19 protein-coding genes are annotated in these 21973 nt (G+C 59.6%); 16 read left to right on the top strand and 3 right to left on the bottom strand.

Annotation, left to right across the window (positions count from 1 at the left end; translation table 11 throughout):
* The first annotated feature begins 319 nt into the window (after positions 1-319).
* Complete coding sequence (locus tag BLU52_RS04005) at positions 320-1951, top strand: Na+/H+ antiporter (protein ID WP_090281996.1); 1632 nt, start codon at positions 320-322, stop codon at positions 1949-1951.
* Positions 1952-1995: 44 nt separating this feature from the next.
* Here the strand turns inward: BLU52_RS04005 and dapC are convergent, their stop codons facing one another.
* The 3 genes from dapC to map all read right to left on the bottom strand — a co-directional run bounded on the left by dapC (position 1996) and on the right by map (position 6927).
* Entirely contained in the window at positions 1996-3195 is a 1200-nt protein-coding gene (dapC, locus tag BLU52_RS04010) for a succinyldiaminopimelate transaminase (RefSeq protein WP_090281997.1), read from the bottom strand.
* A 204-nt stretch (positions 3196-3399) separates the two neighbouring features.
* Positions 3400-6102 carry a [protein-PII] uridylyltransferase gene (locus tag BLU52_RS04015; RefSeq protein WP_090281998.1) on the bottom strand — a complete coding sequence of 901 codons (2703 nt, stop codon included), beginning with the start codon at positions 6100-6102 and terminating at the stop codon, positions 3400-3402.
* A gap of 42 nt (positions 6103-6144) precedes the next feature.
* The gene (map, locus tag BLU52_RS04020) at positions 6145-6927 is read right to left on the bottom strand and encodes a type I methionyl aminopeptidase (protein WP_090281999.1); all 783 of its coding nucleotides are present in this window, start codon (positions 6925-6927) and stop codon (positions 6145-6147) included.
* A 372-nt stretch (positions 6928-7299) separates the two neighbouring features.
* Between map and rpsB the strand changes: the two genes are divergently transcribed.
* The 15 genes from rpsB to rnhB all read left to right on the top strand — a co-directional run bounded on the left by rpsB (position 7300) and on the right by rnhB (position 21915).
* Positions 7300-8037 carry a 30S ribosomal protein S2 gene (gene rpsB, locus BLU52_RS04025; RefSeq protein ID WP_003222119.1) on the top strand — a complete coding sequence of 246 codons (738 nt, stop codon included), beginning with the start codon at positions 7300-7302 and terminating at the stop codon, positions 8035-8037.
* Between the two features lie 190 nt (positions 8038-8227).
* Positions 8228-9091, top strand: coding sequence for a translation elongation factor Ts (tsf, locus tag BLU52_RS04030; protein WP_016771476.1), 864 nt, complete (start codon positions 8228-8230; stop codon positions 9089-9091).
* Positions 9092-9298: 207 nt separating this feature from the next.
* A complete protein-coding gene (gene pyrH / locus BLU52_RS04035; protein ID WP_003222124.1) occupies positions 9299-10042 on the top strand; it encodes a UMP kinase in 744 nt (247 codons plus the stop codon).
* A complete protein-coding gene (gene frr, locus BLU52_RS04040; protein WP_090282000.1) occupies positions 10039-10596 on the top strand; it encodes a ribosome recycling factor in 558 nt (185 codons plus the stop codon). The genes pyrH and frr overlap by 4 nt, the downstream gene beginning before the upstream one ends.
* A 14-nt stretch (positions 10597-10610) precedes the next feature.
* Positions 10611-11366, top strand: a complete 756-nt coding sequence (gene uppS / locus BLU52_RS04045; protein ID WP_090282001.1) for a polyprenyl diphosphate synthase — start codon at positions 10611-10613, stop codon at positions 11364-11366.
* Positions 11366-12172 carry a phosphatidate cytidylyltransferase gene (locus BLU52_RS04050; protein ID WP_090282002.1) on the top strand — a complete coding sequence of 269 codons (807 nt, stop codon included), beginning with the start codon at positions 11366-11368 and terminating at the stop codon, positions 12170-12172. Before uppS ends, BLU52_RS04050 begins: the two co-directional genes overlap by 1 nt.
* Entirely contained in the window at positions 12169-13359 is a 1191-nt protein-coding gene (gene ispC / locus BLU52_RS04055; RefSeq protein WP_090282003.1) for a 1-deoxy-D-xylulose-5-phosphate reductoisomerase, read from the top strand. The genes BLU52_RS04050 and ispC overlap by 4 nt, the downstream gene beginning before the upstream one ends.
* 54 nt (positions 13360-13413) lie before the next feature.
* Positions 13414-14766, top strand: coding sequence for a sigma E protease regulator RseP (gene rseP, locus BLU52_RS04060; RefSeq protein WP_090282004.1), 1353 nt, complete (start codon positions 13414-13416; stop codon positions 14764-14766).
* 74 nt (positions 14767-14840) lie between these two features.
* Complete coding sequence (gene bamA, locus BLU52_RS04065; RefSeq protein WP_090282005.1) at positions 14841-17216, top strand: outer membrane protein assembly factor BamA; 2376 nt, start codon at positions 14841-14843, stop codon at positions 17214-17216.
* A 45-nt stretch (positions 17217-17261) separates the two neighbouring features.
* Entirely contained in the window at positions 17262-17765 is a 504-nt protein-coding gene (locus BLU52_RS04070; protein ID WP_003222140.1) for an OmpH family outer membrane protein, read from the top strand.
* 3 nt (positions 17766-17768) lie between these two features.
* Positions 17769-18824 (top strand): UDP-3-O-(3-hydroxymyristoyl)glucosamine N-acyltransferase, encoded by a 1056-nt coding sequence (lpxD, locus tag BLU52_RS04075; RefSeq protein WP_090282006.1) that lies wholly within the window; start codon positions 17769-17771, stop codon positions 18822-18824.
* A gap of 106 nt (positions 18825-18930) precedes the next feature.
* The gene (fabZ, locus tag BLU52_RS04080; protein ID WP_090282007.1) at positions 18931-19371 is read left to right on the top strand and encodes a 3-hydroxyacyl-ACP dehydratase FabZ; all 441 of its coding nucleotides are present in this window, start codon (positions 18931-18933) and stop codon (positions 19369-19371) included.
* Positions 19368-20144, top strand: a complete 777-nt coding sequence (lpxA, locus tag BLU52_RS04085; protein ID WP_090282008.1) for an acyl-ACP--UDP-N-acetylglucosamine O-acyltransferase — start codon at positions 19368-19370, stop codon at positions 20142-20144. The genes fabZ and lpxA overlap by 4 nt, the downstream gene beginning before the upstream one ends.
* Before the next feature lie 2 nt (positions 20145-20146).
* Positions 20147-21277, top strand: coding sequence for a lipid-A-disaccharide synthase (gene lpxB / locus BLU52_RS04090; protein ID WP_090282009.1), 1131 nt, complete (start codon positions 20147-20149; stop codon positions 21275-21277).
* Positions 21278-21288: 11 nt separating this feature from the next.
* A complete protein-coding gene (gene rnhB, locus BLU52_RS04095) occupies positions 21289-21915 on the top strand; it encodes a ribonuclease HII (RefSeq protein WP_090282010.1) in 627 nt (208 codons plus the stop codon).
* Positions 21916-21973 lie beyond the last annotated feature (58 nt).

Here is a 21973-nt window from a genome sequence, read left to right on the forward strand (position 1 = left end):
AGGTGCAATGTTTTGCTTAAAACGGCCAAGGAATCGCCCCCTTTGCAGGTGCTGGAAAAAAATGGTGTCGGATTATGCCATGACCAAACGGTTTCGCGGCGCCTGGCTTTATTTGGCAATGCAAAACCTGTGGGAGCCAGCCTGCTGGCGATAGCGTCGGATCATTCGATATCCATCTCAATGTGTAGCCGCCATCGCCAGCAGGCTGGCTCCCACAGGGATGGGTGCTCGACCGTGCGACATAGGTGCAACGGTCAGACGCATCCTGAGCGGTTAATATGGCAATTGAACGCTGTCGATGGTCCGGAATCTACGTTTTATGCAAACTGCTTACACTGTCCTGATCCTGCTCATGCTGGTCGGCGTCTCGCGTCTGATCGGCCGGATCGTTCCGCTGCCACTGCCGCTGGTGCAAATCGCCGCCGGCGCCTTGCTTGCCTGGCCGACCCTCGGCCTGCATGTGGCGCTCGATCCTGAGTTGTTCCTGTTTCTGTTCCTGCCACCGTTACTGTTTTCCGATGGCTGGCGCATGCCCAAGCGCGCGTTCTGGCAGTTGCGCGGGCCGATCCTGACCCTGGCGGTGGGTTTGGTGCTGTTTACCGTAGTCGGCGCCGGGTATTTCATTCACTGGTTATTGCCGACAATTCCACTGCCGGTGGCGTTTGCCCTGGCCGCGGTGTTGTCACCGACCGACGCCGTGGCTGTTTCGGCTATCGCGCAGAATCGTTTGCCGACTCCGTTGATGCATGTCTTGCAGGGCGAGGCGTTGATGAACGATGCCTCGGGTCTGGTGACGTTCAAGTTCGCCCTTGCGGCTGCCATCACCGGGGTGTTCTCACTGACCAACGCTGGCCTGAGTTTCGTTGTCGTGGCCCTCGGCGGACTGGCCGTCGGCGTGGCCTTGAGCTGGCTGGTCGGACGTTTGCGCGCATGGATGATCGCCCGCGGCTGGGACGATCCGGCCACGCATGTGGTGTTCATGTTGCTGCTGCCGTTCGCCGCGTATGTGCTGGCCGAACGTCTCGGCGTGTCGGGCATTCTCTCTGCAGTGGCGGCGGGGATGATGCAGAGCTGGCTCGATCTGCTGCCACGGCAGACCAGCACCCGACTGCTCAATCGCAGTGTCTGGTCATTGCTGGAGTTTGCCTTCAACGGTTTGATTTTCCTGCTGCTCGGCCTGCAATTGCCGGACATCATCAAGGCCGTGGTCAGCCACGAACCGACCTTGTGGCCAACGCTTTTTTATCGTTGCCTCGACGTGCTGGCGATCTTCCTCGCGCTGGTGTTGCTGCGCTTTGTCTGGGTGCAGAGCATCTGGCGCTTGTCGGTACTGCTGCGCCGTTTGCGCGGCAAGGGCGAGTTGACTCAAGTGCCGACCGCGCGTTCCTGCTGGTTGCTGACGGTCGGCGGCGTGCGCGGGGCGGTGACGCTGGCGGGCGTGATGTCGGTGCCGATGTTGATCGGCGCGCAGGCGTTTCCCGAGCGTGATCTGCTGATCTTCATCGCTGCCGGGGTAATCCTGCTGTCGCTGGTCTCGGCGTGCATCGCCTTGCCGTGGCTGTTGCGCGGTATCGAAAAGAGTCCCGACGACAAGCGTCGTCAGGAAGTACGCGACGCCTGGCGCAAAACCGCCGAGGCGGCGATTCATGCGCTTGAGACCGAAGAGGCCGTCCCGCAGGACGCCGCGCAAGCGGCACTGGCGGCCGAACTGAAGGCGCGGATCATGTCCGAATATCGCCATCAGCTCGACGTGTTCAATGATTCTGCGGAAGCTCAGGCGTTGGCCTTCCAGATGGATCTGCTCGAACGTCGCTTGCGTTTGAAGGCGCTGCGGGCGCAGCGTCTGGAGTTGTACAGCCTGAGCCGTCATCACCAGATCGGCGATGACGTCCTCAGAGAAGTGCTTGGCGAACTGGACATGAGCGAGGCCAATCTGGGGCAGGTGAAGTAGCCCGCCGCAGTGCCCGCATCAGACCTTCTGCTGCGGGCAACGGTTTATTTGTGGCGGGTGACGAACGCGCGAATACGCTCCGCCGCTTCGACACATTCGGCCAACGGCGCAACCAGCGCCATGCGTACCCGACCGGCGCCCGGATTGACGCCGTCCACATCGCGGGACAGGTAGGAACCCGGTACCACGGTCACATGCTCCTGCTCGAACAGGTCGCGGCAGAATGCGGCGTCGTCGCCTTGCACGTTCGGCCACAGGTAGAAGCTGCCATCCGGGCGCTGCACGTCCATCACCGGGCTGAGGATTGCCAGCACGGCATCGAACTTTTCGCGGTACAGCGCACGGTTGGCGCGTACGTGAACTTCATCGTTCCACGCGGCCACGCTGGCCAGCTGGGTTTGCACCGGCATTGCGCAGCCGTGGTAGGTGCGATACAGCAGGAAGCCTTTGAGGATATCGGCGTCACCGGCCACAAAGCCGGAACGCAGGCCCGGCAGGTTGGAACGCTTGGACAGGCTGTGGAACACCACGCAGCGCTTGAAGTCCTGGCGACCCAGTTCAACGCAAGCAGTGAGCAGCCCCGGCGGCGGGGTTTGTTCGTCGAAATACAGTTCGCTGTAGCACTCGTCAGCGGCGATTACGAAATCGTACTGGTCGGCCAACGCGATCAGCTTTTTCAGGGTTTCGACCGGAATCAACGCGCCGGTCGGGTTGCCCGGCGAGCACAGGAACAAAATCTGGCAGCGCTTCCAGATGTCCGGGGAAACGGCATCGAAGTCCGGGTTGAAGCCGTTCTCGTCGAGGCACGGCAGGTAGTGCGGCTTGGCTCCGGCAAGAAATGCCGCGCCTTCGTAGATCTGATAGAACGGGTTAGGGCTGACCACTAGCGCATCGTCACCACGATTGACCACGGTCTGGGTGAAGGCGAACAGCGCTTCGCGGGTGCCGTTGACCGGCAGCACGTTGCGCGCCGGGTCGATCCAGCCGTTCGGCACGCCGAAACGCCGCTCGCACCAGCCGGCAATGGCTTCACGCAGGGCCGGAATGCCGAGAGTGGTCGGGTACACCGCCATCTGGTCGAGACTGTTCGCCAGTGCCTCGGCGACAAAACTCGGCGAACGGTGTTTCGGCTCGCCGATCGACAGGGCGATCGGGCGCTTGTCCGGGTTCGGCGTCACGGTGCCGAGCAGGGCGCGCAGCTTTTCGAACGGGTACGGCTGGAGCTGGTTCAGGGCGTTGTTCATGGGGGCCTCGGTCAATGTGGGGCAAGACTCCAGAACTGAGCCGTTCACCGAACCTGTAGGAGTGAGCCTGCTCGCGATGAGGGCCGCACATTCAATATTCATGCAAGCTGGTGCATCGCCATCGCGAGCAGGCTCACTCCTGCAAGGGTTTTGGTTAACAGGCTGAAGTCGGAGTGTTCCTTCCCACCGGGGTAATGGATGGGTTCAGATACTGATTCGGGACAGCTTGATATCCGGTTCCTGGTTGACGCTCAACTGCTCGACGATCGCATCCTGCAGGCGGCTGCACAGCAAGGGATCGGACAGCGGTTGATTGTGCGCGTCGGTGATGAAGAACACGTCTTCCACGCGCTCGCCCAAGGTCGCAATCTTGGCGTTCTGCAGCGACAGGTCGAACTCGAGGAAAATCCCGCCGATCCGCGCCAGCAGTCCCGGACGATCGGGCGCGGTCAGTTCCAGCACCGTCAACTGGCGCTGCGCATCGTTGTGAATCGTCACCTGCGGCGCAAAGGCGAAATGCTTGAGCTGGCGCGGCACGCGACGCTGGATGATCGTCGGGTAGTCGTCCGGGTCACGCAGGGCTTCGGTCAAGCCTTCGCGAATCTGCTTGACCCGCGTAGGGTTGTCGCCGATCGACTCACCTTCGTTGTCGAGCACGATGTAGGTGTCGAGGGTGAACTGGCTGCTGGACGTAATGACGCGGGCGTCGTGAATGTTCAGGTTCAACTGGTCCATCGCCGCCACGGTCACCGCGAAGAAGTCATGCTGGTCGGGCGCATAAATGAAGATCTGCGTACCACCTTCGAACTCGCGCTGGGTGGTCTCCTTGATCAGCACCAGCGGCCCGCCGTCCACCGGCTGCTGCAGGATCGCATCGCTGTGCCAGGCCACGTCGCCAGCGGTGTGACGCAGGAAATAGTCATCGCCCAGTTGCGCCCACAATTGCTCGACATCGTCCGGGTCGGTGCCACCTCGCACGAGAATATCCAGCGCGGCGCTTTGCGTCTGGCGGATCTGTTCTTCGCGATCCACCGGATTTTCCAGGCCACGGCGCAGGGCGCGTTTGGTCTCGGTGTAGAGCTGGCGCAGCAGGCTGGCGCGCCATGAATTCCATAGCGTTGGATTGGTCGCGTTGATATCCGCCACCGTCAGCACGTAGAGATAGTCGAGACGGGTTTCATCGCCGACCGCCAAGGCAAAGTCGTGGATCACCTGTGGATCGGACAGATCCTTGCGCTGGGCGGTGGTCGACATCACCAGGTGGTTTTGCACCAGCCAGACGATCAGGCGGCTGTCCCACATTGGCAATTGGTGACGCTGGCAGAATGCTTCGGCATCGACCGCGCCGATTTCCGAGTGGTCGCCATGCCGGCCCTTGCCGATGTCGTGGTACAGGCCCGCCATATAGATCAGTTCAGGCTTGGGCAGCTTGGCCATCAACTTGGCGGCCAGCGGGAATTTCTCCGACACCTGGGTGTACTGCAATTTACGCAGGTGCTTGATCAGATTCAGCGTGTGCGCATCGACCGTATAGATGTGAAACAGGTCGTGCTGCATCTGCCCGACGATAAAGCCGAACTCCGGCAGATAGCGGCCAAGAATGCCGTAACGGTTCATTCGGCGCAGGTTGCGGTGGATGCCGATCTTGCACTTGAACAATTCAATGAACAGACTGGTGTTGCGAATATCGTTGCGGAAGTTGTCGTCGATCAGGTGGCGGTTTTCGCGCAGCAGACGAATGGTGTCGGCGCGCACGCCCTTGATCTCCGGCTGCTGGGCCATCAGCACGAATATCTCGAGCATGGCAAACGGCGTGCGGCGGAACACGTTGTCGTTGCGCGCCTCGATATAGCCGTCGTGCAGCTGGAAGCGCGAGTTGATCGGCTGCGGCGGCGCTTCGTCTTCCGGGGCGAGGATGACTTCTTCGAAGTGCTGGATGATCAAATCGCTGAGCTGGGCGATGCTCATGACCGTGCGGAAATACTGCTGCATGAAGTTCTCGACCGCCTGCTTGGCGTCGTCGCCTTCAAATCCGAGCAGGCCGGCGATGGTCCGCTGATGATCGAACAGCAAACGGTCTTCGGAGCGGCCGGCGAGCATGTGCAGGGCGTAGCGCACTTTCCACAGGAATTCCTGGGAGGAGGCGAGCAGGGCGTTTTCGCTTTCGACCAGAAAACCCTCGCCGGCGAGGGCGCGCAGATTCAGGGTACCGTACTGACGCCGGGCTACCCAGAGAATCGTCTGGATATCGCGCAGGCCGCCGGGCGAGCCTTTGACGTTGGGTTCGAGGTTGTATTCGGTGTCGTTGTACTTGTGGTGGCGGGCCTTTTGTTCGGCGCGCTTGGCCAGGAAAAACTCCTTGGCCGGCCACATGTGGGCGGTGCTGGTGACGTCGAGCATGCGCTGGCGCAGACGCTCGGGGCCGCAGATCGTGCGACTCTCCATCAGATTGGTGACCACGGTCAGGTCGGCGCGGGCCTCTTCGGCGCATTCATCGACCGAGCGCACGCTCTGCCCGACTTCCAGACCGATGTCCCACAGCAAGGTGAGAAAGCGCTCGATGGAATCACGGAAAACTTCGTGGTCGGCGCTGTCCAGCAAGATCAGCAAATCGATGTCGGAGTACGGATGCAGTTCACCGCGACCGTAGCCGCCGACCGCGACCAGCGCGATGTCGGCGTCTTCGCTCCAGTCAAATTGCTCCCAGGCCTTTTGCAGGATGTTATCGACGAACCAGGCACGGTCTTCGATCAGGCGGCGAATGTCGCGACCGTTACGAAAACGCGTGTCGAGGACCTCGCGGGCCTGGCGGATCGCCTTCTTGAACGCCGCGACAGGACTCGCTTTGAGGGCCAGTTCAGCCTGGAACTGGCCGCGGTCGAAGAGTTCGGGATCCACCTGCGGCATCGATTGGCTTTCCTTTATATGAGGCTGGGCGCGTTTACTTGATCAGGCCGAGATGCGCGGGATGGTGTCATCGCTGCGCAACGTGAAGATCTCATAGCCGGTGTCGGTCACCAACAGCGTGTGTTCCCACTGTGCCGAGAGCTTGCGGTCTTTGGTGATTGCGGTCCAGCCGTCGCCCAATACTTTGGTGTCGGCCTTGCCCTGGTTGATCATCGGCTCGATGGTGAAGGTCATGCCGGCCTTCAGTTCCATGCCGGTGCCAGCGCGACCGTAGTGCAGGATCTGTGGTTCTTCGTGGAACACCTTGCCGATACCGTGACCGCAGAATTCGCGAACCACCGAGAAGCCGTTCTTTTCGGCGTGCTTCTGGATCACTTCGCCGATGTCGCCAAGGCGGCAGCCTGGCTTGACGATCTCGATCGCCTTGTACATGCATTCCTGGGTGATCTGCGACAGGCGCTCGGCCCACACCGGCACTTCGCCGACGTGGAACATGCGGCTGGTGTCGCCGTGGTAACCGTCCTTGATCACGGTGACGTCGATGTTCAGGGTGTCGCCGTTTTTCAGCGGCTTGTCGTTCGGGATGCCGTGGCACACCACATGATTGATCGAGGTGCAGATCGACTTCGGATAGCCCTTGTAATTGAGCGGGGCGGGGATCGCTTGCTGCACGTCGACGATGTAGTCGTGGCAGATCTGGTTCAACTGATCGGTGGTCACGCCCGGTTTGACATGTTCGGCAATCATTTCCAGCACATCGGCGGCCAGTTTGCCGGCGACGCGCATGCCAGCGATGTCCTCGGGGGTTTTGAGGTTGACGGTCATACAGGCTCTCTCTGCGCTCGGCGGCGCTTGCGGATACAAACAGGGTGGCCGGTGTGGAATGGGCGACCCGAAAAACGCGATTCTAACAGACGTATGGCGCAATTCAGCGCCGGCGTGCATCGCTTCTCTCTATACAATGGTGCGCCTTGGGCCGATTCCAAGGGGGCGGCGCCCATGTCCCTGGTGCGAATACAGATTTCGGGTTCCGTTTCTGCGCACTCTGTGGTATAAAATGCGCCGCTTTCCGGGGATGCCCCGAAAGGCTTAAATCCACACACGTGTCGACACGATGACCTGGGTGCCCTTGGCTTGACGCCATTGGTTGGTCATTGGGATACGTGGAGGCCAAACCCGACTTATCAAGGAACTATCATGTCCCAAGTCAACATGCGCGATATGCTGAAGGCCGGTGTGCACTTCGGTCACCAAACCCGTTACTGGAATCCGAAAATGGGCAAGTACATTTTCGGCGCGCGCAACAAGATTCATATCATCAACCTTGAAAAAACCCTGCCAATGTTCAACGAAGCTCTGACTTTCGTAGAGCGCCTGGCCCAGGGCAAAAACAAGATTCTGTTCGTCGGCACCAAGCGTTCCGCTGGCAAGATCGTTGCTGAAGAAGCAGCACGTTGCGGTTCGCCGTACGTCGATCACCGCTGGTTGGGCGGCATGCTGACCAACTTCAAGACCATCCGTGCTTCCATCAAGCGTCTGCGTGACCTTGAAGTTCAAGCCGAAGACGGTACCTTCGCCAAGCTGACCAAGAAAGAAGCGCTGATGCGCTCCCGTGACCTGGAAAAGCTGGATCGTTCGCTGGGCGGCATCAAGGACATGGGCGGTCTGCCAGACGCACTGTTCGTGATCGACGTTGACCACGAGCGCATCGCGATCACCGAAGCCAACAAGCTGGGCATCCCGGTCATCGGCGTTGTCGATACCAACAGCAGCCCGGAAGGCGTTGACTACATCATCCCAGGCAACGATGACGCAATCCGCGCTATCCAGCTGTACATGGGTTCGATGGCTGACGCAGTGATCCGCGGTCGCAACAACGTTGCTGGCGGTACTGTAGAATTCGCAGCTGAAGAAACTCAGGCTGCAGCTGAGTAATTGACGCCCTGGCGTTGACTCAGTAAGCAAAAAGGGGGCTTGGCCCCCTTTTTGCCACCTCGAAAACCATTTGTCGGCGCCCACGGCACTGTTTGTAATGTGCGGCAGCTAACAAGGGTGGTTCGGGAAGAATTGAACGCCCGTTCGATCGGGTGGAATGGTTGAAAACCTATCCAAGAGGAATTTGAAAATGGCAGCAATTACTGCAGCGTTGGTCAAAGAACTGCGCGAGCGTACCGGCGAAGGCATGATGGACTGCAAGAAAGCCTTGGAAAAGGCTGACGGCGACATCGAAAAAGCCATTGATGACATGCGTGCTTCGGGCGCGATCAAGGCTGCGAAAAAAGCCGGCAACGTTGCCGCTGAAGGCGCAATCGCCATCAAATCGAATGACAAGGCAGCCGTGCTGCTGGAAGTCAACTCGCAGACCGACTTCCTGGCCCTGCAAGACGACTTCAAAAACTTCGTTGCTGCCAGCGTAGAAAAAGCTTTCGACGAAAAACTGACCGACGCAGCTCCGCTGATCGCCGCTCAGGAATCGGCTCGTGAGGCTCTGGTCGCCAAAGTCGGCGAGAACGTCAACATCCGTCGTCTGGTTCGCGTAGAGGGTGACGTTGTCGGCACTTACCTGCACGGTAACAAGATCGGTGTTGCTGTTGTCCTGAAAGGCGGTGACGTCGAGCTGGCCAAAGACATCGCAATGCACGTAGCTGCAAGCAACCCGGAATTCCTGCTGCCTTCGCAAGTCTCCGACGAAGCGATCGAGCGTGAGAAGGCTGTGTTCCTGCAACTGAACGAAGAGAAGATCAAAGGCAAGCCAGAAAACATTGTTGAGAACATGGTCAAGGGCCGTATCAGCAAGTTCCTGGCAGAAGCGAGCCTGGTCGAGCAGGCGTTCGTCAAGAACCCTGAAGTCAAGGTTGGCGAACTGGCCAAGAAAGCCGGTGCGGAAATCGTTTCCTTCACTTACTTCAAAGTAGGCGAAGGCATCGAGAAGCCGGTCGACAACTTCGCTGAAGAAGTTGCTGCCCAGCTGGCTGCCGCCAAGCAATAAGACGGTTTTCAAACTGTCGCCGAAAGAGGCTGCCCGCTCACGCGCGCAGCCTCTTTTCAGATCGGGTACCAGTTTTTTATTGGTTTCCGCTTGGAACTGACTTACAAAGCCATGTTCCGATGGCGCTGACGCAGCGCCAAGCTAGAGTGAACGGCAGCTGTAAACAGCTCGCACAGAATTTTAAATACGCCGCAGGAGAGATTCGCAATGGCTCAGCAGGGCAGTGGTTATCAGGCTCGCTATAAACGCATTCTACTCAAGCTTAGCGGCGAGGCCCTGATGGGCTCGGAAGAGTTCGGGATCGATCCAAAAGTGCTGGATCGGATGGCGCTGGAAGTCGGCCAGTTGGTCGGCATCGGCGTTCAGGTCGGTCTGGTGATCGGCGGTGGCAACCTGTTCCGCGGCGAAGCCTTGAGCAAAGCCGGCATGGATCGGGTCACGGGCGACCACATGGGCATGCTGGCCACTGTGATGAACGCTCTGGCCATGCGTGATGCGCTGGAACGTGCCAATATCTCGGCCATCGTGATGTCGGCCATTTCCATGGTCGGCGTGACCGATCACTACGATCGCCGCAAAGCCATGCGCCACCTGAACTCCAAGGACGTGGTGATCTTCGCTGCCGGTACCGGCAACCCGTTCTTCACCACGGATTCGGCAGCCTGCCTGCGCGCAATCGAAATCGACGCTGATGTCGTGCTCAAGGCGACCAAGGTTGATGGCGTTTACACCGCAGATCCATTCAAAGACCCGCATGCCGAGAAGTTCGATCATCTGACTTATGATGAAGTACTGGATCGCAAGCTGGGTGTCATGGACCTGACCGCTATCTGCCTGTGCCGCGATCACAAGATGCCGTTGCGCGTCTTCAACATGAACAAACCGGGCGCCCTGCTGAACATCGTTCATGGCGGCGCTGAAGGTACCCTGATCGAGGAAGGTCAACAATGATCAACGAAATCCAAAAAAACGCTAAAGAGCGCATGCAAAAATCGCTGGAGTCTCTGGCTCACGCGTTCGGCCAGATTCGTACCGGCAAGGCTCACCCGAGCATCCTGGGCAGCGTCATGGTGCCTTACTACGGTACTGACACCCCGCTGAGCAGCGTGGCCAACGTCACCGTCAAGGACTCGCGCACCCTGCAGGTTGTGGCCTTCGAGCGCAACATGCTCGCGGCCGTCGACAAGGCGATCCAGAGCGCCGGTCTGAACCTCAACCCGACCAACCTTGGCGAATTGCTGTTGATTCCGATGCCGGCCCTCACCGAGGAAACGCGCAAAGGCTTCACCAAGCAGGCCCGTAGCGCAGCGGAAGACGCGCGTGTTGCCGTGCGTAACATCCGTCGTGACGCGTTGGGTGATCTGAAGAAGCTGGTCAAGGACAAGGAAATCAGCGAAGACGAAGAGCGTCGTGCCATCGCTGATATCGACAAGCTGACCAAAGAGTCCGAGGCCCAGATCACCAAGGCCACGGACGAGAAAGAAAAAGACCTGATGGCCGTATAAGGGTCGAGCTTTAAATGGACAAGACCAAGCAGTCTGCGCCGTCCGCGGTGCCGCGCCATGTCGCGATCATCATGGATGGCAACAATCGCTGGGCGAAAAAGCGCTTTATGCCGGGTGTCGCCGGGCATAAAGCGGGCGTGGATGCTGTGCGTGCGGTGATCGAGGTGTGCGCCGAAGCCAAAGTCGAGGTGCTCACCCTGTTCGCGTTTTCCAGTGAGAACTGGCAGCGTCCAGCCGACGAAGTCAGTGCCTTGATGGACCTGTTCTTCAAGGCATTGCGTCGCGAGGCCAAGCGCCTCAACGACAACAACATCAGCCTGCGCATCATTGGCGACCGCTCGCGTTTTCATCCGGAGCTTCAGGCAGCCATGCGTGAAGCTGAAGCGATGACGGCGGGCGCCAACCGCTTCATCCTGCAGATCGCCGCCAACTACGGCGGTCAGTGGGATATCGCACAGGCAGCGCAGCGCCTGGCCCGTGAAGTCCAGGCCGGGCATTTGCGCCCCGAGGACATCACTCCGGATCTGCTGCAGACCTGTCTGGCAACCGGCGATCTGCCGTTGCCGGACCTGTGCATCCGCACGGGCGGTGAGCACCGCATCAGCAATTTCCTGCTGTGGCAGTTGGCCTACGCCGAGTTGTATTTCTCCGACCTGTTCTGGCCGGACTTCAAACACGATGCCATGCGCGGTGCGCTGGCTGATTTCGCTTCGCGCCAGCGTCGCTTCGGTAAAACGAGTGAGCAGGTCGAAGCTGGAGCCCGGGTTTAATGCTTAAACAACGAATCATCACTGCACTGATCCTGCTGCCGATTGCCTTGTGCGGGTTCTTCCTGCTTAAAGGCACTGGTTTTGCCCTGTTCATCGGGCTGGTCGTGTGCCTCGGTGCCTGGGAATGGGCGCGCCTGGCCGGCTTCGCTGCGCAGTCGTACCGCGTCGGTTTTGCTGCGGTCGTTGCGCTGTTGCTATTCATCATGCATGTGCTGCCCGGCCTCGCGCCTTGGGTGCTGGGCGCTTCGGTGCTCTGGTGGATCGTGGCAACGTACCTGGTATTGACCTATCCGCGTTCCAGTGCGCATTGGTCCAGTGCCGCCACCAAACTGGTGATCGGTCTGTTGATTCTGCTGCCGGCCTGGCAGGGCCTGGTGCAGATCAAGCAGTACCCGCTGGGTAACTGGCTGATCATGGCGGTGATGGTGCTGGTCTGGGGTGCCGATATCGGCGCTTATTTCTCGGGCCGCAAATTCGGCAAGCGCAAGCTGGCGCCGCACGTCAGTCCGGGCAAAAGCTGGGAAGGCGTATACGGTGGTCTGGCGCTGAGTCTGGTGATTACCGCGATTGTCGGGCTGGTGCGTGACTGGACCGTGGCCGAACTGCTCAAGGGCTTGATTGGCGCGGCCGTGATCGTTTTCATCTCGGTGGTCGGCGACCTGACCGAAAGCATGTTCAAGCGCCAGTCCGGCATCAAGGACAGCAGTAACCTGTTGCCCGGTCATGGTGGTGTGCTCGATCGCATCGACAGCCTCACGGCAGCGATTCCGGTATTTGCCGTGCTGCTGTGGATGGCTGCGCCGTGAGTCGCCCTCAGCAGATTACCGTGTTGGGTGCGACAGGCTCGATCGGCCTGAGCACGCTGGACGTCATTGCTCGTCATCCCGAGCGCTATCAGGTTTTCGCGCTGAGCGGCTTCAGTCGTCTGAGCGAGCTGCTTGCCTTGTGCGTGCGTCATGCGCCGCAATTTGCCGTGGTGCCACAAGCGGCCGCCGCGCGCAGTTTGCAGGACGATTTGCGTGCGGCCGGTTTGTCGACTCAAGTGCTGGTAGGCGAGGAGGGCTTGTGTCAGATCGCGTCCGCGCCGGAAGTCGATGCGGTGATGGCGGCAATCGTCGGTGCGGCGGGATTGCGTCCGACTCTGGCGGCCGTTGAGGCGGGCAAGAAAATCCTGCTGGCCAACAAGGAAGCGCTGGTGATGTCCGGCGCCTTGTTCATGCAGGCCGTGCGCAAGAGCGGTTCGGTGTTGCTGCCGATCGACAGCGAGCACAACGCGATTTTCCAGTGCATGCCACAGGATTTTGCCCGTGGGTTGGGCGCGGTCGGTGTCCGCCGGATCTTGCTCACAGCCTCTGGCGGTCCGTTCCGGCGGACGCCGATGAGCGAACTGGCGCATGTTTCACCCGATCAGGCCTGCGCGCATCCGAACTGGTCGATGGGGCGCAAGATCTCAGTCGATTCGGCGAGCATGATGAACAAAGGTCTCGAGCTGATCGAAGCCTGCTGGTTGTTCGACGCCAAGCCTGCGCAGGTGGAGGTGGTGATCCATCCGCAAAGCGTGATTCACTCGCTGGTTGATTACGTCGATGGCTCGGTGCTGGCGCAGTTGGGCAATCCCGACATGCGTACGCCGATCGCCAGTGCACTGGCATGGCCTGAGCGCATTGATTCCGGGGTAGCGCCGCTGGATCTGTTCGCCATTGCACGGCTGGACTTCGAAGCACCGGATGAAGGGCGCTTCCCTTGTCTGCGTCTGGCGCGGCAAGCTGCCGAGGCGGGCGACAGCGCTCCGGCAATGCTCAATGCGGCCAACGAAGTGGCGGTACAGGCGTTTCTCGACGGGCGGGTCCGGTACCTGGAAATCGCGAGTATCATCGAGGAGGTCTTGAGCCTCGAACCAGTGGTGGCCCTGGCTGATCTCGAGGCGGTGTTTACTGCCGATGCCAAGGCCCGTGATCTGGCGCGGCAATGGCTCAAGCGTCACGATCGATAGAATTTGCAATACATTGGCTACACGCGGCACTGAACAGGATTGCGGAGAAAGTAGATGAGCGCGCTCTATATGATTGCCGGCACCCTGATTGCTCTGGGTGTGCTGGTCACTTTTCACGAATTCGGCCACTTCTGGGTCGCGCGGCGCTGTGGCGTCAAGGTTCTACGCTTTTCCGTAGGCTTTGGCATGCCGTTGCTGCGCTGGCATGACAAGCAGGGCACCGAATTCGTGATCGCCGCGATTCCGCTGGGCGGCTACGTCAAGATGCTCGACGAGCGTGAAGGCGAGGTCCCGGTCGATCAGCTCGATCAGTCGTTCAACCGTAAAACCGTTCGTCAGCGTATCGCTATTGTTGCCGCCGGCCCCGTGGCCAACTTCCTTTTGGCGCTGGTGTTCTTCTGGGTGCTGGCCATGCTCGGCAGCGAGCAGGTGCGTCCGGTCATCGGTGCGGTCGAGTCCGGCAGCATTGCCGCCACGGCGGGTTTGAATGCAGGCGAGGAAATCGTCGCCATCGATGGCGAGCCGACCTCCGGATGGGCGGCGGTCAATCTGCAACTGGTACGGCGTCTCGGCGAGAGTGGTTCTCTGCAATTGCTGGTGCGCGAACAGGGTTCTACCGCGGATTCGCCGCGTGAACTGAAACTGGACAACTGGCTCAAGGGCGCCGATGAGCCGGATCCGATCCGTTCTCTGGGTATTCGCCCGTGGCGCCCGGCGTTGCCGCCGGTGCTCGCCGAACTCGACCCGAAAGGCCCGGCGCAGGCTGCTGGCCTGAAAACCGGCGATCGCTTGCTGGCGCTCGATGGCCAGCCGTTGAACGACTGGCAGCAAGTGGTCGATACCGTTCGTACGCGTCCTGATACCAAAATCATGCTGCGCATCGAGCGCGACAGTGCTCAAATCGACGTCCCGGTGACCTTGGCGGCGCGCGGTGAAAGCAAGGCGCCGAGCGGTTATCTGGGCGCGGGTGTCAAGGCAATCGACTGGCCACCGGAGATGATTCGCGAGGTCAGTTACGGCCCGTTGGCGGCAATTGGCGAGGGCGCCCGTCGCACTTGGACCATGAGCATTCTGACCCTCGATTCACTGAAGAAAATGCTGTTCGGCGAGCTCTCGGTAAAAAACTTGAGTGGACCGATAACCATTGCTAAAGTGGCGGGCGCTTCTGCCCAGTCGGGCGTCGCTGATTTCCTGAATTTCCTTGCTTATCTGAGTATTAGCCTGGGGGTTCTGAATTTGCTGCCTATTCCTGTACTGGATGGGGGGCATTTGTTGTTTTATCTGATCGAGTGGGCGCGTGGTCGTCCCTTGTCGGATCGGGTGCAAGGTTGGGGGATACAGATCGGTATCAGTTTGGTGGTCGGGGTGATGTTGCTTGCTCTGGTCAACGATCTGGGTCGACTGTAACGCTTCGCTGAATTGCGAATCTGCCGCATTTTGCGGCAGTTTGTTTATTGCCAGTTGGAATAAGAAAGGACTTCATGAAACGTCTGCTGCTAACTGCGGTTCTCACCGTATTGATGATCGCCGAAGTTCACGCCGAGTCCTTCACTATCTCTGATATTCGCGTCAATGGCCTCCAGCGGGTCTCCGCGGGTAGTGTCTTTGGTGCCTTGCCGTTGAACGTCGGCGAGCAGGCGGATGATCGTCGCCTGGTGGAATCCACTCGTGCGCTGTTCAAAACCGGTTTCTTTCAAGATATCCAGCTGGGCCGCGAAGGCAACGTTCTGGTGATTACGGTCGTCGAACGTCCGTCGGTTGCCAGTATCGAGATCGAAGGCAACAAGGCGATCTCGACCGAAGACCTGATGAAAGGCCTCAAGCAATCCGGTCTGGCCGAAGGCGAGATCTTCCAGCGCGCCACCCTCGAAGGTGTGCGTAACGAACTGCAGCGTCAGTACGTAGCGCAGGGTCGTTACTCGGCTACCGTCGATACCGAAGTGGTCTCGCAACCGCGCAACCGTGTTGGTCTGAAAGTGAAGATCAACGAAGGTACCGTTGCCGCGATTCAGCACATCAACGTGGTTGGCAACACGGTGTTCCCCGAGGAAGACCTGACCGACCTGTTCGAACTGAAAACCACCAACTGGCTGTCGTTCTTCAAGAACGACGACAAATATGCCCGTGAAAAACTATCCGGTGACCTGGAGCGTCTGCGTTCCTACTACCTGGACCGCGGCTATATCAACATGGATATTGCTTCGACCCAGGTGTCGATCACCCCGGACAAGAAGCACGTCTACATCACCGTCAACGTCACCGAAGGCGAGAAGTACACCGTTCGCGACGTCAAGCTCAGCGGTGATCTGAAAGTCCCTGAAGACCAGATCAAATCCCTGCTGCTGGTGCAGAAGGGCCAGGTGTTCTCGCGCAAGCTGATGACCACCACTTCCGAACTGATCACCCGCCGTTTGGGTAACGAGGGTTACACCTTCGCCAACGTCAACGGCGTGCCTCAGCCGCATGATGACGACCACACCGTCGATATCCTGTTTGCGGTCGATCCGGGCAAGCGTGCCTACGTCAATCGCATCAACTTCCGTGGCAACACCAAGTCCGAGGACGAAGTGCTGCGTCGCGAAATGCGTCAGATGGAAGGTGGCTGGGCTTCGACCTACCTGATCGACCAGTCCAAGACCCGTCTTGAGCGTCTGGGCTTCTTCAAGGAAGTCAACGTCGAGACCCCGGCTGTTCCGGGCGTAGATGACCAGGTCGACGTGAACTACGCCGTAGAAGAGCAGGCGTCCGGTTCGATTACCGCCAGCGTCGGTTTCGCCCAGAGTGCCGGTCTGATCCTCGGTGGTTCGATCACCCAGAACAACTTCCTCGGTACCGGTAACCGCGTCAGCATCGGTCTGACCCGCAGCGAATACCAGAGCCGCTACAACTTCGGCTACGTTGACCCCTACTGGACCGCCGATGGCGTGAGCCTGGGCTACAACGCGTTCTATCGCACCACCGACTACGATGAACTCGATGCCGATATCTCGAGCTACGCCGTAGACAGCCTGGGTGCCGGTGTGAACATTGGCTATCCGATCAGCGAGACTTCGCGTCTGACGTTCGGTCTGTCAGCCCAGCAGGACACGATCAACACCGGTCGTTACACCGTTGACGAGATCTTCGACTTCGTCGAGAAGGAAGGCGACAGCTACCTGAACTTCAAGGCTTCGGCCGGCTGGTCCGAGTCGACCCTGAACAAGGGCGTACTGCCGACCCGTGGTCGTTCCCAGAGCCTGACCCTGGAAAGCACCATTCCGGGCAGCGACCTGTCGTTCTTCAAGCTCGATTACCGTGGTCAGTTGTTCCAGCCGATCACTGAAAACTACACCCTGCGCCTGCATACAGAACTGGGTTATGGCGACGGTTATGGTTCGACCGATGGCTTGCCGTTCTATGAAAACTACTATGCGGGTGGTTTCAACTCGGTGCGCGGCTTCAAGGACAGCACCCTCGGTCCGCGCAGTACGCCGAGCCGCGGTACGAACCCGGGCACCATTGCGGACCCGGACCAGGATCCACTGCCGTTCGGTGGTAACGTCCTGATCCAGGGTGGCGTGGAAGTCCTGTTCCCGCTGCCGTTCGTGAAAGATCAGCGCTCCCTGCGTACCTCGGTATTCTGGGATGTCGGTAACGTATTTGACTCGCAGTGCAAGGACACTACGAACGCTAACGGTTCGTCGTCCAACACCAAGTGCAACGACATCAGTCTGAGCAACATGGCCAGTTCCGTGGGTGTGGGTGTGACCTGGGTCACCGCACTGGGTCCTCTGAGCTTCGCGTTGGCCATGCCGATCAAGAAACCGGATGACGCTGAAACTCAAGTGTTCCAATTCTCCCTCGGCCAGACGTTCTAAGCGTCTGACCCAAGATAACGACAATGGATTTTGTAGGAGTGCATCGTGCGTAAGTTGACTCAATTGGTTCTCCTGGCCTCCGTACTGGTGGCAGGCCCGGCATTTGCCGACATGAAAATTGCCGTTCTGAACTATCAAATGGCTCTGCTGGAATCCGACGCGGCGAAGAAATACGCCGTGGATGCCGAGAAGAAGTTCGGTCCGCAACTGACCAAGCTGAAGACTCTGGAAAGCAGCGCCAAGGGCATTCAGGATCGTCTGATGGCCGGTGGCGACAAGATGCAGCAAGGTGAGCGTGAGCGTCTGGAGCTGGAATTCAAGCAAAAGGCCCGTGACTTCCAGTTCCAGTCCAAAGAGCTGAACGAAGCCAAAGCTGTTGCCGACCGCGAAATGCTCAAGCAACTGAAGCCGAAACTGGACAGCGCTGTGGAAGAAGTCATCAAGAAAGGTGGTTTTGACCTGGTGTTCGAGCGTGGCGCAGTGATCGATGTCAAACCGCAATACGACATCACGCGCCAGGTTATCGAGCGCATGAATCAGCTGAAGTAACCCATGACTGTGACCATCAAGCTCGGCCAGTTGGCCGAGTTCCTCGGCGCCACCCTGCGTGGCGACCCCGAGAAGCAAATTACTGGGCTAGCCACTTTGCAAGAGGCTGGCCCAGCTCAGTTGAGCTTTCTGGCAAACCCTCAATACCGCAAATACCTGGCGGGCTCGCAGGCGGCAGCATTGCTGCTCAAGGAAGCCGACGCTGAAGGTTATGCCGGTAATGCGCTGGTGGTGCCGGATCCTTATCTGGCCTATGCGCGCCTCTCGCATTTGTTCGATCCCAAGCCGAAAGCGCCCGCGGGTATCCACCCTTCAGCGGTGATTGCTGCGGACGCGGTGGTTGATCCAACCGCCAGCATCGGGCCGTTTGTGGTGATCGAGGCTGGCGCACGGATCGGCGCACAAGTGACCCTTGGCGCGCATTGCGTTATCGGTGCGCGCAGCGAAATCGGCGATGGCGGCTGGCTCGCTCCGCGCGTGACGCTGTATCACGACGTGCACATTGGCAAGCGTGTGGTTATTCAGTCCGGCGCGGTGCTCGGTGGCGAGGGCTTCGGCTTCGCCAATGAGAATGGCATCTGGCAGAAAATCGCACAGATCGGTGGCGTGACCATCGGCGACGATGTCGAGATTGGCGTGAACACCGCCATCGACCGCGGCGCGCTGGCTGATACCGTGATCGGCAATGGTGTGAAGCTCGACAACCAGATTCAGATCGCGCACAACGTTCAGGTCGGTGATCACACCGCCATGGCCGCGTGCGTGGGGATCTCCGGCAGCACCAAAATCGGCAAGCACTGCATGCTCGCCGGCGGTGTCGGTCTGGTTGGCCACATTGATATTTGCGACAACGTTTTCCTGACCGGAATGACCATGGTGACCCACTCGATTACCGAGCCGGGTGCCTATTCTTCCGGCACAGCCATGCAACCGGCGGCCGAATGGCGCAAAAGCGCGGCCCGTATCCGTCAGCTCGATGACATCGCGCGACGGCTCAAACAGCTGGAAAAGCGCGTAGGGGAAGTGACCCCTGACGGCAATGCTTCATCTGATGGCTGATACCATTTCCATATCAAGTGTGTGCAGCCTCTGGACTGCCTCGTTGATTTGCTAGAGGAGTGCACGTCAGTCGCGCTCCCAATCTTTACATAGGCTTCCCCCTGAAATGATGGACATCATCGAGATTCGCGAATACCTGCCTCACCGTTACCCGTTCCTGCTGGTGGACCGGGTGGTGGAACTGGACACTGAAGGCAAGCGAATTCGCGCCTACAAGAATGTCAGCATCAATGAACCGTTCTTCAATGGTCACTTCCCTGCGCATCCGATCATGCCGGGCGTGCTGATCATCGAAGCGATGGCTCAGGCTGCCGGGATCCTCGGTTTCAAGATGCTCAACGTCAAACCGGCCGACGGTACCCTGTATTACTTCGTCGGTTCCGACAAGCTGCGTTTCCGCCAGCCAGTCAAGCCGGGCGACCAGTTGATCCTTGAAGCGACCTTCATCAGTTGCAAGCGCAAGATCTGGAAATTCGAATGCCAGGCGTCGGTCGATGGCAAACCGGTGTGCTCGGCCGAGATCATCTGCGCGGAACAAAAAGTATGAGTTTGATTGACCCTCGCGCAATCATCGATCCGTCCGCCATCCTGGCTGACGGCGTCGAGGTCGGCCCGTGGTCGATCATCGGCGCAGGTGTGGAAATCGGCGAGGGTACCGTGATCGGGCCGCATGTGGTCCTCAAGGGGCCGACCCGCATTGGCAAGCACAATCGCATCTACCAGTTTTCCTCGGTAGGCGAAGACACCCCCGATCTGAAGTACAAGGGCGAAGAAACCCGCCTGGTGATCGGTGACCACAACGTCATCCGAGAAGGCGTGACCATTCACCGTGGCACCGTGCAGGACCGTTCGGAAACCACGCTGGGCGATCACAACCTGATCATGGCCTACGCGCACATCGGTCACGACAGCGTCATCGGCAACCACTGCATTCTGGTCAACAACACGGCGCTGGCCGGCCATGTGCACGTGGATGACTGGGCAATCCTGTCCGGATTCACCCTGGTGCACCAGTATTGTCACATCGGCGCCCACAGTTTTTCCGGCATGGGCACCGCGATCGGCAAGGATGTTCCGGCGTTCGTCACCGTGTTCGGCAACCCGGCCGAAGCGCGTAGCATGAACTTCGAAGGCATGCGTCGTCGTGGTTTCAGTGAGGACGCGATTCACACCTTGCGTCGCGCCTACAAAACCGTTTATCGCCAGGGACTGACCGTCGAGCAGGCACTGGCCGAACTCGTCGAGCCGGCTGCGCAGTACCCGGAAGTCGCGGTGTTCCGTGATTCCATCCTGTCGTCGACTCGCGGCATCACCCGCTGACCATGGCCAGTCTGCGTATTGCGCTGGTGGCCGGTGAAGCTTCAGGCGACATTCTCGGTGCAGGTCTCATGCGTGCGATCAAGGCACAGCACCCGACAGTCGAGTTCATCGGTGTCGGCGGGCCGTTGATGCAAGCTGAAGGCCTGACGTCCTACTTCCCCATGGAGCGCTTGTCGGTCATGGGGCTGGTGGAAGTTCTCGGCCGGCTGCGCGAACTGTTAAAGCGCCGCAAGGAACTGATCGCCACGCTGATCGCCGAAAAGCCGGACGTGTTCATCGGCATCGACGCGCCAGACTTCAACCTCAATATCGAACTCAAGCTGCGTCAGGCCGGGATCAAGACCGTGCATTACGTCAGCCCGTCGGTGTGGGCGTGGCGCCAGAAGCGCGTGCTGAAGATTCGCGAAGGCTGCGACCTGATGTTGACGCTGCTGCCGTTCGAAGCCAAATTCTACGAAGAGAAGGGCGTACCGGTGCGGTTCGTCGGCCACACCCTGGCCGACACCATTCCGCTTGAAGCCGATCGTGCCGCGGCGCGGGCCGAACTGGGTTTACCCGACGGCCCGCTGGTGGCGTTGATGCCGGGCAGTCGCGGCGGCGAAGTGTCGCGTCTCGGCGCGCTGTTTCTCGACACCGCCGAGCGATTGCGCGCCATGCGCCCGGGTTTGCGTTTCGTTATTCCGTGCGCCAATCCCGAGCGTCGCGCGCAGCTTGAAGAATTGCTCGCTGGCCGTGATTTGCCGGTGACCTTGCTGGACGGTCAATCGCATCTGGCGCTGGCGGCGTGCAACGCGGTGTTGATCGCCTCCGGCACCGCCACCCTCGAAGCGTTGTTGTACAAGCGACCGATGGTGGTGGCGTACCGTTTGGCGCCGCTGACGTTCTGGATTCTCAAACGCATGGTCAAGAGCCCGTACGTGTCGTTGCCGAACCTGCTGGCTCAGCGCTTGCTGGTGCCCGAGCTGTTGCAGGACGATGCGACAGTCGACGCCCTGGCGTTGACGCTCTCGCCGTTGATCGATGGTGGCGAAGAGCAGACTCGCGGTTTCGACGAGATCCATCGCACGTTGCGCCTGGATGCCTCCAATCAGGCGGCGGATGCCGTCCTCAACCTGATCGGTCAAACACGATGAGCAAGACAAGCATGCAGATGGGCCTGGATTTCACCCTCGTCGCCGAAGTCGAGCAACTGGTGGCCGGGGTTGACGAAGTCGGTCGCGGCCCGTTGTGCGGTGCAGTGGTGACGGCGGCGGTGATCCTCGATCCGAACCGGCCGATCCTCGGTCTGGACGACTCGAAGAAACTCACCGAAGCCAAGCGTGAAAAGCTCTACGACGAGATCTGCGAAAAAGCCTTGAGCTGGTGCATTGCCCGCGCCGAAGTCGAGGAAATCGATGAGCTGAACATTCTCCACGCCACCATGCTGGCCATGCAGCGCGCGGTGGCCGGGCTGCACATCCAGCCGAAACTGGCGATGATCGACGGCAACCGCTGCCCGCACTTGCCTATGCGTTCCGAAGCGGTGATCCAGGGCGACGGCAAGGTCCCGGCGATTGCTGCCGCGTCGATTCTGGCCAAGGTCAGCCGCGACCGCGAAATGGCCGCTTTCGAGTTGATCTATCCGGGCTACGGCATTGGCGGCCATAAAGGCTACCCGACGCCCGTTCATCTGGAAGCGCTGTCGCGGCTCGGGCCGACGCCGATTCATCGGCGCTCGTTCGCCCCGGTGCGCCTGGCTTACGAGGCGCGGGAAGTGCTCACGCAGGTTTAGGCGCAAGGCTGATGTTTTATTCGGGGCCCGGTACAATCCGGGCCTCGTTGTCTCTATG

Origin of the sequence: Pseudomonas granadensis, from assembly GCF_900105485.1 — a bacterium.
Taxonomy (GTDB): Bacteria; Pseudomonadota; Gammaproteobacteria; order Pseudomonadales; family Pseudomonadaceae; genus Aquipseudomonas; species Aquipseudomonas granadensis.

Excerpts from the sequence above, each read along its gene's own strand:
- BLU52_RS04005 (WP_090281996.1), top strand. The coding sequence starts at position 320 with ATGCAAACTGCTTACACTGTCCTGATCCTGCTCATGCTGGTCGGCGTC.
- dapC (WP_090281997.1), bottom strand. The coding sequence starts at position 3,195 with ATGAACAACGCCCTGAACCAGCTCCAGCCGTACCCGTTCGAAAAGCTG.
- BLU52_RS04015 (WP_090281998.1), bottom strand. The coding sequence starts at position 6,102 with ATGCCGCAGGTGGATCCCGAACTCTTCGACCGCGGCCAGTTCCAGGCT.
- map (WP_090281999.1), bottom strand. The coding sequence starts at position 6,927 with ATGACCGTCAACCTCAAAACCCCCGAGGACATCGCTGGCATGCGCGTC.
- rpsB (WP_003222119.1), top strand. The coding sequence starts at position 7,300 with ATGTCCCAAGTCAACATGCGCGATATGCTGAAGGCCGGTGTGCACTTC.
- tsf (WP_016771476.1), top strand. The coding sequence starts at position 8,228 with ATGGCAGCAATTACTGCAGCGTTGGTCAAAGAACTGCGCGAGCGTACC.
- pyrH (WP_003222124.1), top strand. The coding sequence starts at position 9,299 with ATGGCTCAGCAGGGCAGTGGTTATCAGGCTCGCTATAAACGCATTCTA.
- frr (WP_090282000.1), top strand. The coding sequence starts at position 10,039 with ATGATCAACGAAATCCAAAAAAACGCTAAAGAGCGCATGCAAAAATCG.
- uppS (WP_090282001.1), top strand. The coding sequence starts at position 10,611 with ATGGACAAGACCAAGCAGTCTGCGCCGTCCGCGGTGCCGCGCCATGTC.
- BLU52_RS04050 (WP_090282002.1), top strand. The coding sequence starts at position 11,366 with ATGCTTAAACAACGAATCATCACTGCACTGATCCTGCTGCCGATTGCC.
- rseP (WP_090282004.1), top strand. The coding sequence starts at position 13,414 with ATGAGCGCGCTCTATATGATTGCCGGCACCCTGATTGCTCTGGGTGTG.
- bamA (WP_090282005.1), top strand. The coding sequence starts at position 14,841 with ATGAAACGTCTGCTGCTAACTGCGGTTCTCACCGTATTGATGATCGCC.
- lpxD (WP_090282006.1), top strand. The coding sequence starts at position 17,769 with ATGACTGTGACCATCAAGCTCGGCCAGTTGGCCGAGTTCCTCGGCGCC.
- fabZ (WP_090282007.1), top strand. The coding sequence starts at position 18,931 with ATGATGGACATCATCGAGATTCGCGAATACCTGCCTCACCGTTACCCG.
- lpxA (WP_090282008.1), top strand. The coding sequence starts at position 19,368 with ATGAGTTTGATTGACCCTCGCGCAATCATCGATCCGTCCGCCATCCTG.
- lpxB (WP_090282009.1), top strand. The coding sequence starts at position 20,147 with ATGGCCAGTCTGCGTATTGCGCTGGTGGCCGGTGAAGCTTCAGGCGAC.
- rnhB (WP_090282010.1), top strand. The coding sequence starts at position 21,289 with ATGCAGATGGGCCTGGATTTCACCCTCGTCGCCGAAGTCGAGCAACTG.